Source organism: Enterobacter sp. ECC-219 (genome assembly GCF_043966805.1).
Classification (GTDB): domain Bacteria; phylum Pseudomonadota; class Gammaproteobacteria; order Enterobacterales; family Enterobacteriaceae; genus Enterobacter; species Enterobacter cloacae_N.
Genome location: NZ_CP143680.1, coordinates 3,632,943 through 3,645,369 on the forward strand (window position 1 = coordinate 3,632,943; position 12,427 = coordinate 3,645,369).

General features: G+C 56.4%; 13 protein-coding genes. 5 read left to right on the top strand and 8 right to left on the bottom strand.

Features of this window, described 5'->3' with window-relative positions:
* Positions 1 to 8: 8 nt before the first annotated feature.
* Positions 9 to 653 carry a protein-serine/threonine phosphatase gene (gene pphA, locus V1603_RS17240; protein WP_233003063.1) on the bottom strand — a complete coding sequence of 215 codons (645 nt, stop codon included), beginning with the start codon at positions 651 to 653 and terminating at the stop codon, positions 9 to 11.
* Between the two features lie 167 nt (positions 654 to 820).
* On the opposite strand from pphA, the gene V1603_RS17245 reads away from it, so the two are divergent.
* Positions 821 to 1,762, top strand: coding sequence for a VirK/YbjX family protein (locus tag V1603_RS17245; RefSeq protein ID WP_395313010.1), 942 nt, complete (start codon positions 821 to 823; stop codon positions 1,760 to 1,762).
* Between the two features lie 405 nt (positions 1,763 to 2,167).
* Here V1603_RS17245 and V1603_RS17250 read toward each other — a convergent pair whose 3' ends face one another.
* Genes V1603_RS17250 through yobA form a run of 3 tightly spaced genes read right to left on the bottom strand, consistent with a single transcriptional unit; the run spans position 2,168 to position 3,765 of the window.
* On the bottom strand, positions 2,168 to 2,506 hold the full coding sequence (locus tag V1603_RS17250; RefSeq protein WP_192984903.1) for a YebY family protein: 339 nt from the start codon (positions 2,504 to 2,506) through the stop codon (positions 2,168 to 2,170).
* Between the two features lie 16 nt (positions 2,507 to 2,522).
* Positions 2,523 to 3,392, bottom strand: a complete 870-nt coding sequence (copD, locus tag V1603_RS17255) for a copper homeostasis membrane protein CopD (protein WP_233003065.1) — start codon at positions 3,390 to 3,392, stop codon at positions 2,523 to 2,525.
* A 1-nt stretch (position 3,393) separates the two neighbouring features.
* The gene (yobA, locus tag V1603_RS17260) at positions 3,394 to 3,765 is read right to left on the bottom strand and encodes a CopC domain-containing protein YobA (RefSeq protein ID WP_116339110.1); all 372 of its coding nucleotides are present in this window, start codon (positions 3,763 to 3,765) and stop codon (positions 3,394 to 3,396) included.
* 136 nt (positions 3,766 to 3,901) lie between these two features.
* Between yobA and V1603_RS17265 the strand changes: the two genes are divergently transcribed.
* From V1603_RS17265 to exoX, 3 genes are all read left to right on the top strand, one after another.
* Positions 3,902 to 4,132 (top strand): DNA polymerase III subunit theta, encoded by a 231-nt coding sequence (locus V1603_RS17265; protein ID WP_013096102.1) that lies wholly within the window; start codon positions 3,902 to 3,904, stop codon positions 4,130 to 4,132.
* A gap of 110 nt (positions 4,133 to 4,242) precedes the next feature.
* Positions 4,243 to 4,893 carry a nitrilase-related carbon-nitrogen hydrolase gene (locus V1603_RS17270; RefSeq protein ID WP_233003066.1) on the top strand — a complete coding sequence of 217 codons (651 nt, stop codon included), beginning with the start codon at positions 4,243 to 4,245 and terminating at the stop codon, positions 4,891 to 4,893.
* A gap of 24 nt (positions 4,894 to 4,917) precedes the next feature.
* Positions 4,918 to 5,580 carry an exodeoxyribonuclease X gene (gene exoX, locus V1603_RS17275; protein WP_116339107.1) on the top strand — a complete coding sequence of 221 codons (663 nt, stop codon included), beginning with the start codon at positions 4,918 to 4,920 and terminating at the stop codon, positions 5,578 to 5,580.
* Here exoX and ptrB read toward each other — a convergent pair.
* Both ptrB and V1603_RS17285 read right to left on the bottom strand, forming a co-directional pair.
* Positions 5,577 to 7,637 carry an oligopeptidase B gene (ptrB, locus tag V1603_RS17280; protein ID WP_116339105.1) on the bottom strand — a complete coding sequence of 687 codons (2,061 nt, stop codon included), beginning with the start codon at positions 7,635 to 7,637 and terminating at the stop codon, positions 5,577 to 5,579. The two genes, exoX and ptrB, sit on opposite strands and share 4 nt — an antisense overlap.
* An 85-nt stretch (positions 7,638 to 7,722) precedes the next feature.
* Positions 7,723 to 8,373: a tellurite resistance TerB family protein gene (locus V1603_RS17285; RefSeq protein ID WP_116339104.1), complete on the bottom strand. Its 651-nt coding sequence runs from the start codon at positions 8,371 to 8,373 to the stop codon at positions 7,723 to 7,725.
* 170 nt (positions 8,374 to 8,543) lie between these two features.
* Between V1603_RS17285 and purT the strand changes: the two genes are divergently transcribed.
* The gene (purT, locus tag V1603_RS17290; protein ID WP_395313011.1) at positions 8,544 to 9,722 is read left to right on the top strand and encodes a formate-dependent phosphoribosylglycinamide formyltransferase; all 1,179 of its coding nucleotides are present in this window, start codon (positions 8,544 to 8,546) and stop codon (positions 9,720 to 9,722) included.
* A 42-nt stretch (positions 9,723 to 9,764) separates the two neighbouring features.
* Here the strand turns inward: purT and kdgA are convergent, their stop codons facing one another.
* Positions 9,765 to 10,406 (bottom strand): bifunctional 4-hydroxy-2-oxoglutarate aldolase/2-dehydro-3-deoxy-phosphogluconate aldolase, encoded by a 642-nt coding sequence (gene kdgA / locus V1603_RS17295; RefSeq protein ID WP_014884307.1) that lies wholly within the window; start codon positions 10,404 to 10,406, stop codon positions 9,765 to 9,767.
* A gap of 39 nt (positions 10,407 to 10,445) precedes the next feature.
* Complete coding sequence (edd, locus tag V1603_RS17300) at positions 10,446 to 12,257, bottom strand: phosphogluconate dehydratase (RefSeq protein WP_041909456.1); 1,812 nt, start codon at positions 12,255 to 12,257, stop codon at positions 10,446 to 10,448.
* Positions 12,258 to 12,427: the final 170 nt, after the last annotated feature.

Sequence of the window (12,427 nt, forward strand, 5' to 3'; positions counted from 1 at the left end):
GTTATTTATTACTGTAGCTGCGCCAGCGTAAAGTAACCGTCGAATACCGCACCGGTATCAATATAGTGCAGGTTAGAAAAATCATACCGTCTGTCGACGGGCGTATGGCCGAACCAGAAGTGATCCGCGCCGCTAATCCCCTGCCCTTTGCCCACCATAAATCCCATCAGGCGGTCGCGATCCCATAACACGCGCTGGGCGCTTACCGGTTTTTCCCAGCGGTATTCCTCCGCCGGGTAATCCGCGTGAGCGATAACATTAAGGCCGTTTGCGCAGGTTATCTCAATAATATGCGGCAGCTCCCGGCAGGCGTTAAGTAACGTTCGCGCCAGCGCCTGCTGCTCATGCTCAAGGCGCGTAAACCACATTCCGCCATTCATCGTCCAGAGCGCAAAATCATTATTATCCAGGCTATCTATTGCCATTTGCTCATGGTTACCCCGCACGGCTCGAAACCATTTCTCGTTAATGAGCTGTAATGATTTAACGCTGTCCGGCCCCCGATCGATCAGATCGCCAACGGAAATAAGTAAATCCTCATAAGGATTAAAATGACGGCGTTTCAGTTCCTCCATGAGCCTCTGGTAACAACCGTGTATGTCACTGACAACCCAGACGTGACGCCACTCTCCACCTTCGATTCGCTGATACATAAGGCCTCCCTTAAACAGTATAGCCGCGTCAGTAAATGAAAAAGACGGGAGCGGTCCTTACCAAGTCAAACAAACGGTAAACCAAAGAGAAATAAAGATCCTCACGCTATTAATCCCTTTTTATAGGCTACGTAGAATAAGGGTAGAAAAAAACGAGAGGTCTTCACGTGTCTAATACACAGCTACATAACGATGTGTTCTATCCGCATCGCACGAATATTATTTCCGAGCTGGTGAACGGCAAACGCGTTCCGGGGCCAATCTGGCGGAAGCGCGATTACCGACTGAAGTTCCTTTTACGTTCGCTGCTGTTCTGGTCTTCCACCCACCGTATGCTGGAAGCCCTCTCTGGTCGTGACGATTTCGACAAATTGCTGACATCGCAAATTACGTTGCCCAGCAAGACCCATCGGCAGTACCTGATGCGCGGTCTGACGGCAAACGATCGCGCTGACGCTATCGTTAACCACTATTACTGGATTGACAGCCTGAAAGAGAGCAGTCTCGCCCAGGCGCTGACCGGCCCACTGGAACAACCCATTGCGCACTTCCATGCAAAAGACGGCGTGACCTACACGGTTAATGCGTCCTCAGCCGGCAAAGCCGAGCGTGAAGGTGAGAGCACACTCTGGCTGCGCGACAACGAGGATACGCTGCTGGCCAGCCTGACCTTTAGCGTCGCCCGCAGCAATGGTCAGCCCGTTATGGTCATTGGCGGACTTCAGGGCCCCCGTCGCTGCGTATCACGGGATGCCATTAAACTGGCAACTCGCGCCTGCCATGGCCTGTTCCCCAAGCGCGTGCTGATGGAAGTTCTTTTCCATCTGGCAGCACAGTCCTCTGTCCGGGCCATTTTTGCCGTCAGCGATGAGGGGCACGTTTTCCGGGCGCTGCGCTATCGCCTCAGCAAAGGCCGTCATTTCCATGCCAGCTATGACGAATTCTGGGATTCTCTGGGCGGGAAAAAACTCTCCTCCTTCTGCTGGCAGCTTCCGCTGCAGGTGGAGCGCAAATCCCTCGACGAGATAGCGAGTAAAAAACGCGCTGAATACCGTCGTCGCTTTGAACTGCTTGATGAAATTGAAGCGTCCGTTAAGTCCCGCTTTTAAGCACAGCACTGACTTTCGCTGACTACTCACAAAAATTTAACAAAACAGGCAAAAAGGGCTGGACTTCCGCCTGCTGTGTTGTGTTATGTTTTACGAAGTCGCACAGGACGCATGCGCTGTATAAAGAAGATAACGGAGTTAAGTTATTCACTTTTATACAGATAAAAAGAGACCGAATACGATTCCTGTATTCGGTCCAGGGAAATGGCTCTTGGGAGAGAGCCGTGCGCTAAAAGTTGGCATTAATGCAGGCTAAGTCGCCTTGCCTTTTAAGAATAGATGACGACGCCAGGTTTTCCAGTCCACAGCAAAAGTGGACTGAAAAAAAGCGTCAGAGCATCATTAAAAGTGAAAAACCGCAGTGCTTTCGCGAGCATCTGCGGTTTTTTATTGGAAACCTGAACGTCAGCAGAGCTTGTCAGCGCGCTCGATAAACGGTGCCAGGCTCATCTTCTGCCCCGGGTGGGCCGGGTCATCAATCTGAATCACGCTGATTGGCTGACCGCTGCTCTTGCCGCTGGCGACCTGCTGCTCTGCGGTATCATTTAACGGATATTGCACCAGCGTACTCGGGTTGATTGCGTATAACGCATGCCCCGGACGGCAGGTCAGCATCACCTCTTCGCGATTGAAGGCCCATTTGTCTTTGCCCACCTCAAAACGGCTGACGGTGATAACCTGCGGTGCCGCCAGAGCGCTTCCCGCGCAGGTCAGCAATAAGAGTGAAAGTACTGTCTTTTTCATTTAATAGTTAACCTTGTCAGAAGGGTTCCCAGGTAGCAAACAGACTGACCGTTGCCAGAACCAGCGCCCCCAGCACCACCTCTGCCTGTGTCATCCTGATAAAAAGTCGTTGTGCACGCCCGGAATCTGGACGGAACCGTGGCACCAGAAAATACCGATTTGCCAGCGCAATTGCCACCATCAACGCCACGAGAGCACATTTGAACAACAGAAACTGCACGTAGCCAGACTGCCAGGGAATATGGATGCCCATAATCAACAGCGCATTCACCACGCCGGTGAGCAGCACGCACGCCACGGCATAATGCCCCACCCGCGAGAAACGCATCATGGTATAGATGGCCGCGTTCTGCCAGCGCCCTTTAGCCAGACGCATGCAGAACAGCAGCGGCAACAATCCCCCCACCCAGGTTGCGGCACACAGCAGGTGAACAGCATGATTGAGACGCTGTATCGCCCCCACCGGACCGTCGCTCATCGCCGCGTGCCCTACCCCTGCCAGAAGGATAAGCTGTCCCATAGCGAGCAGCAGCAGCCGCGAGCCTTTCAGCGGCGCGAGCCACGCGGCGGCAACGGTGATGGCGCCGAGGATGATTTGCCACAGCCAGACGCCGCCAAACCGAGTCCCCAGCACGCTGTGCCAGATTTGCGGGTTAAGTACATCGCCCCAGCCGTTGCCCATTAAGCCACCCTGAAGCATGAACATCAGGATCGCAGCGGCCAGGCTGACAATGGACGCCACTCTCTGCTGGAGCTGGAAACGCCGGGCCATCAGGCGGTGCAGCCCGGAAGGCGCAAACCAGACGCTGTAAAGCGCGTTGCCAAAAACGAGCATCAGCGCCGCAAAATGGATAAAGCGCAACCCCACGTATAACAGTGCCAGCATGCTATTTCACGCTGAAGTGATAGCTGCCTGTGGTTTTATGTCCGTCGACGGAGACCACATGCCAGTCCACCCGGTAAGCCCCCGGCGCCAGCGTCTGTTCCAGCGGAACGGTCAGCTGTGCCTTGTTCTTTTCGTCTCGCGTTGCGGTACCGGTTTTGATCACCTGCTTGTGTGCATCCGTCACCACGACGCCGCTAAATCCGGGCTCAATGCCTTCGGAGAAATTCAGCGTAAGCACCTGCGGTGCCGCCACCTGGCTGTCTGCTGCCGGGCTTTGCTGCTTAAGATGCGCATGCGCCAGTACAGAGGGCGAAAGTATCGTCGAGGCCAGAAAAACCAGCGTACATACCGCGCGGGAAGAGGAAAAACCCATCACAATCATTCCTTTTTGTTATGCCTGTATGCTAAAGAATAACGCTGTATAATAAACGAGTCGAGGATCATCCCGCTCTGCTTGTCATCGTCGCGCAATCGCGGTAACGTTGCCGCCGCAAAATAAGGAGAAGGTAATGAAGATCAATCTGGCCGCCCTTCCTCAGGACGAGATGGATAAAGTGAATGTCGATCTCGCTGCCGCTGGCGTCGCCTTTAAAGAGCGTTACAACATGCCCATCGTGGCTGAAGTGGTCGAACGGGAACAACCCGCCCACCTGCGTGACTGGTTTCGCGAAAGGTTAATCGCCCACCGTCTCGCCTCGGTCAACCTCTCCCGCTTACCGTACGAGCCGAAAGTTAAATAAGCTTAACGACTCGTTACACTTCCTTACGCGGAATCTGGCAGGATAAGAAAACCCTGGTTAAATTAGGATTATTCTTTAATCCCTGCGACTCAGTGTATAAGGAAGTCACGATGTCACATTGGAATATAGCGGCAGCACAGTATGGCGGGCAGCACCATAGCGTAGATGACCACGTTGCGCACCATCTCCACTTCATTGCCGAAGCAGCACAACATCGGTGCGATTTGCTGGTCTTCCCGGAACTCTCGTTAACGGGCCCGGGCACCACGGCACTACCGCCCCCGCCCGGAGACGCTCAGCTACTGCCATTGCTAAACGCCGCCCATTTTTACCGCATTACCCTCATTGCAGGGCTTCCCGTTGAACGAAACGGTCGGCGCCAGAAAGGCCTCGCGCTGGTTACCCCCTCTCGCGATTGCATTCTGCGTTACCCTCAGGGGAGCGGCGCCAGCCTGGTGCCGGGGGATAAACAGCTCACTATCTTGGACGAGCAAGGCGATTCCCCGAATCTTGATCCGCAGGCAACGCTCTTCACCAGCAGCCAGTCGGTGAGGGATTACCGCTGGCGACAATCTATCAACACCCTGCAGCGCTTTGCGCACAGGTATGCCATCGCGGTATTAATGGCGAATGCCAGCGCGGGCAGCGCGTTATGGGATGAAAAAGGCCAGCTGATCGTTCGGGCGGATAAAGGTGAGCTTCTGTTGACCGGCACGCGCAACGGACAGGGTTGGCAAGGCGATATCATTCCTTTAGGCTAAGCGTTTTAAGCTCAGGAGATTTTCATGCTGCGCGTCATTGATACCGAAACTTGCGATCTTCAGGGCGGAATTGTGGAAGTGGCCTCGGTCGACGTGGTTGATGGAAAAATAGTCAACCCGATGAGCCATCTGGTGCGTCCCGATCGCCCTATTAGCCCACAGGCCATGGCTATCCATCGCATTACAGAATCAATGGTGGCGGATAAACCCTGGATAGAGGACGTTATCCCGCACTACTACGGCAGCCCGTGGTACGTTGCCCACAACGCCAGCTTTGACCGCCGGGTACTCCCCGAAATGCCCGGGGAGTGGATTTGCACCATGAAGCTGGCGCGTCGCCTCTGGCCGGGGATCAAATACAGCAATATGGCGCTGTATAAATCCCGTAAGCTCAGCGTCAGAACCCCTGAAGGGCTGCACCATCACCGCGCCCTGTATGACTGCTATATCACCGCCGCGCTGCTCATCGACATTATGAATATCTCCGGCTGGACGCCGGATGATATGGCAACCATCACCGGCCGCCCTGCGCTGCTGACGACGTTTACCTTCGGCAAATACCGCGGGAGAGCGGTATCGGATATTGCGGATAAAGATCCGGGCTATCTGCGCTGGCTGTACAACAACCTCGACAAAATGAGCCCGGAACTGCGCTTAACCCTGAAACATTATCTGGGCGAAGCTTAACGCTGCGCGCGGCCTGGCAGCGTATCCTGCGCCAGGCCAATCAAAAAGGCATACTCCAGGGCCACCCCTTCGTAAGATTTGAATCGCCCCGATTTCCCCCCGTGCCCGGAGTCCATATCGGTACAGAGCAGCAGCAGGTTGTCATCGGTTTTCAGTTCCCTCAGCTTTGCCACCCATTTTGCCGGTTCCCAGTATTGCACCTGTGAATCGTGCAAACCGGTCGTCACCAGCATGTGCGGGTACGCTTTCGCTTCCACGTTATCGTACGGGCTGTACTCTTTCATATAGCGATAATAGGCTTCATCCTGCGGGTTACCCCACTCCTCAAACTCCCCGGTCGTCAGCGGAATGGACTCATCGAGCATGGTTGTCACCACATCAACAAACGGAACCTGCGCAACAATGCCCTTAAAGCGATCGGGGCGCTGATTGATGACGGCACCCATCAACATTCCGCCCGCGCTGCCGCCCATGCCGAAGCAGAGCTGCGGATCGCCATAACCTTGTTCAATTAACGCATCGCAGACGTCGAGATAGTCGTTGAAGGTGTTTTTCTTTTTCAGGAATTTCCCGTCTTCATACCAGTGCTGCCCCAGCTCGCCGCCGCCGCGAATGTGGGCAATAGCGAAAACAAAGCCGCGATCGAGCAGGCTTAATCTGCTGCTGCTGAAGTCAGCATCCATGCTGGAGCCATAGGAGCCGTAGCCGTAGACCAGGATCGGATTTTTACCTTTCTGAAAATGCGCCTTGTGATAAACGAGCGAAACCGGGACCTCAACGCCGTCGCGCGCGGTGACCCACAGGTGTTCGCTGCGATAATTGTCGGAATCAAAGCCCTTCACTTCGGTTTGCTTAAGCACCTGGCGCTGTCCGGTATCCATATCCAGCTCGAAGAGCGTATCCGGAGTGGTCATGGATGAGTAGCCGTAGCGCAGCCGCGACGATTCGGGTTCAGGGTTGAAGCCGATCCACGTGACGTAGGCCGGATCGTCGAACGCAATCCCAATCACCTCACGCGTTTTACGGTTGATCTGCCGGATGCTGGTCAGCCCCCGCTGACGCTCTTCCACCACCAGCCAGTCGGTAAACAGCGTGAACCCTTCCAGCATCACCTGATCCCGCGCGGGGATAAGCACCTCCCACTTGCGCTCGTCGCGCACCTTGGTTTTGTACAGACCAAAGTTTTTGCCCTCGCGATTCGAACGCAGATAAAAGCTGTGCTGGAAGTGATCCAGGCTGTACTCGTGATCCTTGCGGCGCGGCAGGAAGCAGAGCGGCTGGGCATCAGGCAGTTCGGCATCCAGAAGCAGTACTTCCGAGGTGGTGGCGCTGGCCAGGAAGATAATCACATAGTGGCGCGAGGAGGTTTTATGCAGGCTGACATAAAACGTTTCGTCTTTCTCTTCATAGACCAGCTCGTCATCGGCTGAGTCCGTGCCTACGGTATGGCGCCACACCTGATAAGGCAGCAGCGTGGAAGCATGCTTTTTGACGTAGTAGACCGTCTCGGAATCGTTCGCCCAGACAAAATCCGGGGAGACATTTTCCAGCATTTCCGGATACCAGTTGCCGGTTTCCAGATTGCGAAAACGCAGGCCGTACTGGCGACGGGAGAGATAATCCTCCGCCAGCGCCATTATGGTGTTGTCCGGGGAGATGGACATGCCGCCCAGGGTATAAAACTCGCTGTGGGCGGCTCGCTGGTTCGCATCCAGCAGAATGTCCCATTCATCCCACTCGGCGCTTAATACCGACTGTCGCTGATAGATGGGATACTCATTGCCGGGCTCGTAAATATGGCGATAGCGATAGCCGTTTTTGGTCCACGGCGCGGAGATATCGCGCTGGGGAATGCGCTGCACCATTTCGTTCAGCAGCTGGTCCTGAAGCGCCTGCTGGCTGGACATGACCTTGCGACCATAGTCGTTTTCTTCGTGCAGGTAGTCGAGCACCTCTGGCCGGGAACGCGAATCATCCCGGAGCCAGTAGTAATTATCTATACGCGTATCGCCATGCGTGACGATCGCATAAGGAGTACGTCGGGCTTTCGGTGGCATGTCATCATTCTTTTGAGTTTTACACCCTATAAGGTTGGCAAAACCCGCGCATGATGCAAGCGAAACATGACCACCGGGGCGAGAGTTAGCCCTGTAGCGTCTGTTTTTGCTCCCGGATATCTTTTTCTATCCCTTCGCGTACGTCCTGAGGGATTTTCAGCGCATCGCCGAGGGCGTTGAGATAGCTGCGTTCCATAAAGTGATCGATATCGATGGCGGCACAGCTGAGGAAATAAAGTTCCAGCGCTTCTTCCTCATTTTTCACGTTCAGCGCCAGACGCTGCGGATCGAGCGGCTGCTCAATGGCCTGAGCCACCAGCGTTCTGCCCTGCTCTTCAACCCCGGCTTCGCGCAACTGCTGTTCGATAGCCGCTCTCTCTTTATCATCAATGTGCCCGTCGCTTTTGGCGGCAAACACCAGCGCGAGAATAAGCCGCTCCGTGCGCAAATCCAGCGGAGAAGTATGCTCGCCATAGTGAGGTTCATCGCGGTGCGCCGCCCGCACTTTATCCTTGTATTTGTTCCACAGCACGGTGCCAGCGATGGCACCACCACCGGCCAGCAGCGCGCCGGTACCGTACTTCGCCAGCAGCTTGCGTGAGGATTTATTGGCAACCAGCAGCCCTGCCAGCCCGCCGAGTGCCCCCGGTACCAGCAGCTTGCTCAGCCCCTGCTCGCCGGAACCTGACGTTTTCTGTCCTAACATGGATTGCAGTTGATTTAACCAGCCTGACATGGATTCCCTCGCTTAACGGTTAACATTTTCCACAGCGTATGCGAGCAGGCGTCAGGAAATGTCCGCTAAGGCTAAAGAAGCGCAAATTTCTCATCTGCCTTTTTGCCCTGCGCAAGACAGACGCAAACGTTTTCGTTTATACTGCGCGCATCTTTTTCAGGGGGAATATTATGACTCGTTTAGGAACCGCGCTGCGGCCTGCGGCGACGCGCGTGATGCTGTTGGGATCGGGTGAACTGGGTAAAGAAGTCGCCATTGAGTGTCAGCGCTTAGGGGTGGAAGTGATTGCCGTAGACCGCTACGCTGACGCGCCCGCCATGCACGTCGCCCATCGTTCTTATGTGATTAACATGCTGGACGGCGATGCCCTGCGTACGCTCATCATGCAGGAGAAACCGGATTACGTCGTGCCGGAAATTGAAGCTATCGCAACCGATACGCTGATCGCGCTTGAGCAGGAAGGCCAGCGCGTGGTGCCCTGCGCCAGAGCGGCAAAACTGACCATGAACCGTGAAGGCATTCGCCGCCTGGCGGCGGAGGAGCTGGGGCTGCCGACCTCACGCTACCGTTTTGCGGGCGACAAAACCGCATTCCTGCAGGCCGTCGAGGAGATTGGCTACCCGTGCATCATTAAGCCGGTGATGAGCTCTTCCGGTAAAGGTCAGAGCTTTATTCGCGACAGCAGCGCGCTGGATAGCGCGTGGGATTATGCGCAACAGGGTGGCCGTGCCGGTGCCGGTCGCGTCATTGTCGAAGGCGTGGTGAAGTTTGATTTCGAAATCACTCTGCTCACCGTCAGCGCCGTGGACGGCGTCCATTTCTGCGACCCGATAGGTCACCGTCAGGAAGATGGCGATTACCGCGAATCCTGGCAACCGCAGCAGATGAGCCCCCTGGCGCTGGAGCGTGCCCGGGAGATTGCCCGTAAAACCGTTCTGGCCCTGGGCGGCTACGGCCTGTTCGGCGTGGAACTGTTCGTTTGCGGTGACGAGGTGATTTTCAGCGAAGTCTCCCCTCGCCCGCATGACACCGGGATGGTTACGCTCATTTCGCAGGATCTCTCCGAGTTCGCCCTGCACGTGCGCGCCTTCCTCGACCTGCCGGTTGGCGGCATCCGTCAGTACGGCCCGGCGGCCTCGGCGGTGATCCTGCCACAGTTGACCAGCCAGAATGTGACGTTTGATAACGTCGAAGGTGCGGTTGGCGCAGGCCTGCAGGTCCGTCTGTTCGGCAAGCCGGAGATCGACGGCACGCGTCGTCTGGGCGTGGCGTTAGCCATCGGGGATAAGGTTGACGAGGCCGTAGCAAGAGCAAAAGCGGCGGCAGCGAACGTTAAGATAGCAGGATAGAAAAAACGGGCCGAAAGGCCCGTTTTTCATGCTGCGAATAAGTTACTGCTTCGCGCCTTCAACCGCTTCGCGAGCCAGTTTCGTGATGCGATCCCAGTCGCCCGCTTCCAGCGCATCCGCCGGTACCAGCCATGAGCCACCGATGCACAGCACGCTTTTCAGCGCCAGGTAGTCGCGGTAGTTCGCCGGAGAGATACCCCCAGTCGGGCAGAAACGTACCTGAGAGAAGGGACCCGCAATCGCCTGCAGCGCTTTAGTACCGCCATTAGCTTCTGCCGGGAAGAATTTGAACTCTTTCAGACCGTAGTCCATGCCCAGCATCAGTTCTGAAACGGTGCTGATGCCCGGGATCAAAGGAATCGTGCCTTCTGTCGCGGCCTTCAGCAGCGGCTCGGTCAGGCCCGGGCTGATGGCAAACTGTGCGCCAGCTTCGGTTACTTCCGCCAACTGCTGCGCGTTGAGAACGGTACCCGCACCGATGATGGCATCCGGCACTTCTTTAGCAATGGCGCGGATGGCATCCATCGCGCAGGCGGTACGCAGGGTCACTTCCAGAACGCGAACGCCGCCCGCAACCAGCGCTTTCGCCATTGGCACAGCGTGCTCCAGCTTGTTTACCACGATAACCGGCACGACAGGGCCAGTGGTCAGGATTGCTTCTGCACTTGTTTTCCAGTTTTTCATCAGAGTTCTCTCTCGCCAGATCGTTAAAATCAAGTCGTCTTAAAACGTAATACAGGTTGCGCCCTGCTCTGCACCGGAGAGTTTCTCACGCAGCGCGCTGAACATTTCGCGTCCGGTCCCCACGCGCGATGCGCTCAGGTCAGGAATATGGGGCTGACGTGCCGCCAGCTCGGCGTCATCCACCAGCAGGGTTAACTCGCCTGTCTGGCCGTTCACGCGGATCATGTCGCCGTCGCGCACTTTTGCCAGCAAGCCGCCGTCGTAGGCTTCAGGCGTGACGTGGATGGCGGAAGGCACTTTGCCGGATGCGCCTGAGAGGCGGCCATCGGTCACTAACGCAATTTTGAAACGGCGGTCCAATAATACACCAAGTGGTGGCATAAGTTTATGTAATTCTGGCATGCCGTTCGCTTTAGGCCCCTGGTGACGCACCACCACCACGCAGTCTTTATCAAGCAGACCGGCGTCAAAGGCAGGCAACACGTCGTGCTGGCTTTCAAACACCACCGCCGGGGCCTCGATAACCTGGTTCTCTTCCGGCACGGCAGACGTTTTCATCACCGCACGACCGAGGTTACCGCTCAGTACCTTGGTACCGCCGTGGTGGGAGAAAGGTTTGTCGATAGTGGCAATCACCTGCGGATCCAGAGACGCGGTTGCCCCGTCGCGCCAGTCCAGCTCGCCGTTGTTCAGCCACGGCTCCTGGGTGTAGCGCTGCAGGCCAAATCCGGCTACGGTGTTCACGTCTTCATGCAGCAGACCGCCTTTCAGCAGCTCGCGCATCAGCAGCGGGACGCCGCCCGCGGCCTGGAAGTGGTTGATGTCCGCCGGGCCGTTCGGGTACAGGCGAGCCATCAGCGGCACCACGGAGGAAATGTCGGAGAAGTCATCCCAGTTAATCAGAATGCCCGCCGCGCGCGCCATGGCCACGAGGTGCATGGTGTGGTTGGTCGAGCCGCCGGTGGCCAGCAGGGCGACGATGCCGTTGACGATGACTTTTTCGTCGACCATTTTGCCCATCGGCATCCATTCATTGCCGTTTCCGGTCAGACGCGTCACCTGACGGGCCGCGGCCTCGGTCAGCGCCTGACGCAGCGGCGCATCCGGCTGGATGAAGGACGAACCCGGAAGCTGCATCCCCATAAACTCCACCACCATCTGGTTGGTATTGGCTGTGCCGTAGAACGTACAGGTTCCCGGCGCATGGTAGGAGGCCGCTTCGGCCTCCAGCAGCGCCTGACGATCCGCTTTCCCTTCCGCATACAGCTGGCGGATGCGCACTTTTTCTTTGTTTGGCAGACCGCTCGCCATCGGGCCGGATGGCACAAAGATGGCGGGCAGGTGACCAAATGACAGCGCCGCCATCACCAGGCCCGGGACGATTTTGTCGCAGACGCCGAGATAGAGCGCGCCATCAAACATGTTGTGTGACAGGCCCACCGCCGCGGACATTGCAATTACTTCGCGGCTCAGCAGTGACAGCTCCATACCGTCCTGCCCCTGCGTCACGCCGTCGCACATCGCCGGCACGCCGCCCGCGACCTGACCCACCGCGTTTACGCTGTGCAGCGCCTTGCGAATGATGTTGGGATAGACCTCATAGGGCTGGTGTGCGGAGAGCATATCGTTATAGGAAGTAATAATAGCGATATTGTTACGCAACATGCTTTTCAGGGAGGCTTTGTCATCGGGCTGGCAGGCGGCGAAGCCGTGCGCCAGGTTACCGCAGGCCAGCTGGGAGCGGTGAACGGTGTTGCTCTTCGCCTGTTCAATCCGGGCGAGGTAGGCCGAACGGGTCTCTTTCGAGCGCTCGATAATGCGTTGTGTTACGCGTAACAATACAGGATTCATAAAAGCTCCTTTAATTTATCTGTCCGGGCCCGGGAGTCTACAAAGTCGCTGGCAGTTGTTAACAACGCTGAAACGCTTGCTGTCCGGAGCTCAGGGGCAAAATCACTTCCGGCAGTGTAATAAAAAAAGCTCCGCGGGTGAATCCACGCGGAGCTTAAAAGTATAAAAAT

Excerpts from the sequence above, each read along its gene's own strand:
- V1603_RS17270 (WP_233003066.1), top strand. The coding sequence starts at position 4,243 with ATGTCACATTGGAATATAGCGGCAGCACAGTATGGCGGGCAGCACCAT.
- ptrB (WP_116339105.1), bottom strand. The coding sequence starts at position 7,637 with ATGCCACCGAAAGCCCGACGTACTCCTTATGCGATCGTCACGCATGGC.
- exoX (WP_116339107.1), top strand. The coding sequence starts at position 4,918 with ATGCTGCGCGTCATTGATACCGAAACTTGCGATCTTCAGGGCGGAATT.
- pphA (WP_233003063.1), bottom strand. The coding sequence starts at position 653 with ATGTATCAGCGAATCGAAGGTGGAGAGTGGCGTCACGTCTGGGTTGTC.
- yobA (WP_116339110.1), bottom strand. The coding sequence starts at position 3,765 with ATGGGTTTTTCCTCTTCCCGCGCGGTATGTACGCTGGTTTTTCTGGCC.
- edd (WP_041909456.1), bottom strand. The coding sequence starts at position 12,257 with ATGAATCCTGTATTGTTACGCGTAACACAACGCATTATCGAGCGCTCG.
- V1603_RS17285 (WP_116339104.1), bottom strand. The coding sequence starts at position 8,373 with ATGTCAGGCTGGTTAAATCAACTGCAATCCATGTTAGGACAGAAAACG.
- purT (WP_395313011.1), top strand. The coding sequence starts at position 8,544 with ATGACTCGTTTAGGAACCGCGCTGCGGCCTGCGGCGACGCGCGTGATG.
- V1603_RS17265 (WP_013096102.1), top strand. The coding sequence starts at position 3,902 with ATGAAGATCAATCTGGCCGCCCTTCCTCAGGACGAGATGGATAAAGTG.
- kdgA (WP_014884307.1), bottom strand. The coding sequence starts at position 10,406 with ATGAAAAACTGGAAAACAAGTGCAGAAGCAATCCTGACCACTGGCCCT.
- V1603_RS17250 (WP_192984903.1), bottom strand. The coding sequence starts at position 2,506 with ATGAAAAAGACAGTACTTTCACTCTTATTGCTGACCTGCGCGGGAAGC.
- copD (WP_233003065.1), bottom strand. The coding sequence starts at position 3,392 with ATGCTGGCACTGTTATACGTGGGGTTGCGCTTTATCCATTTTGCGGCG.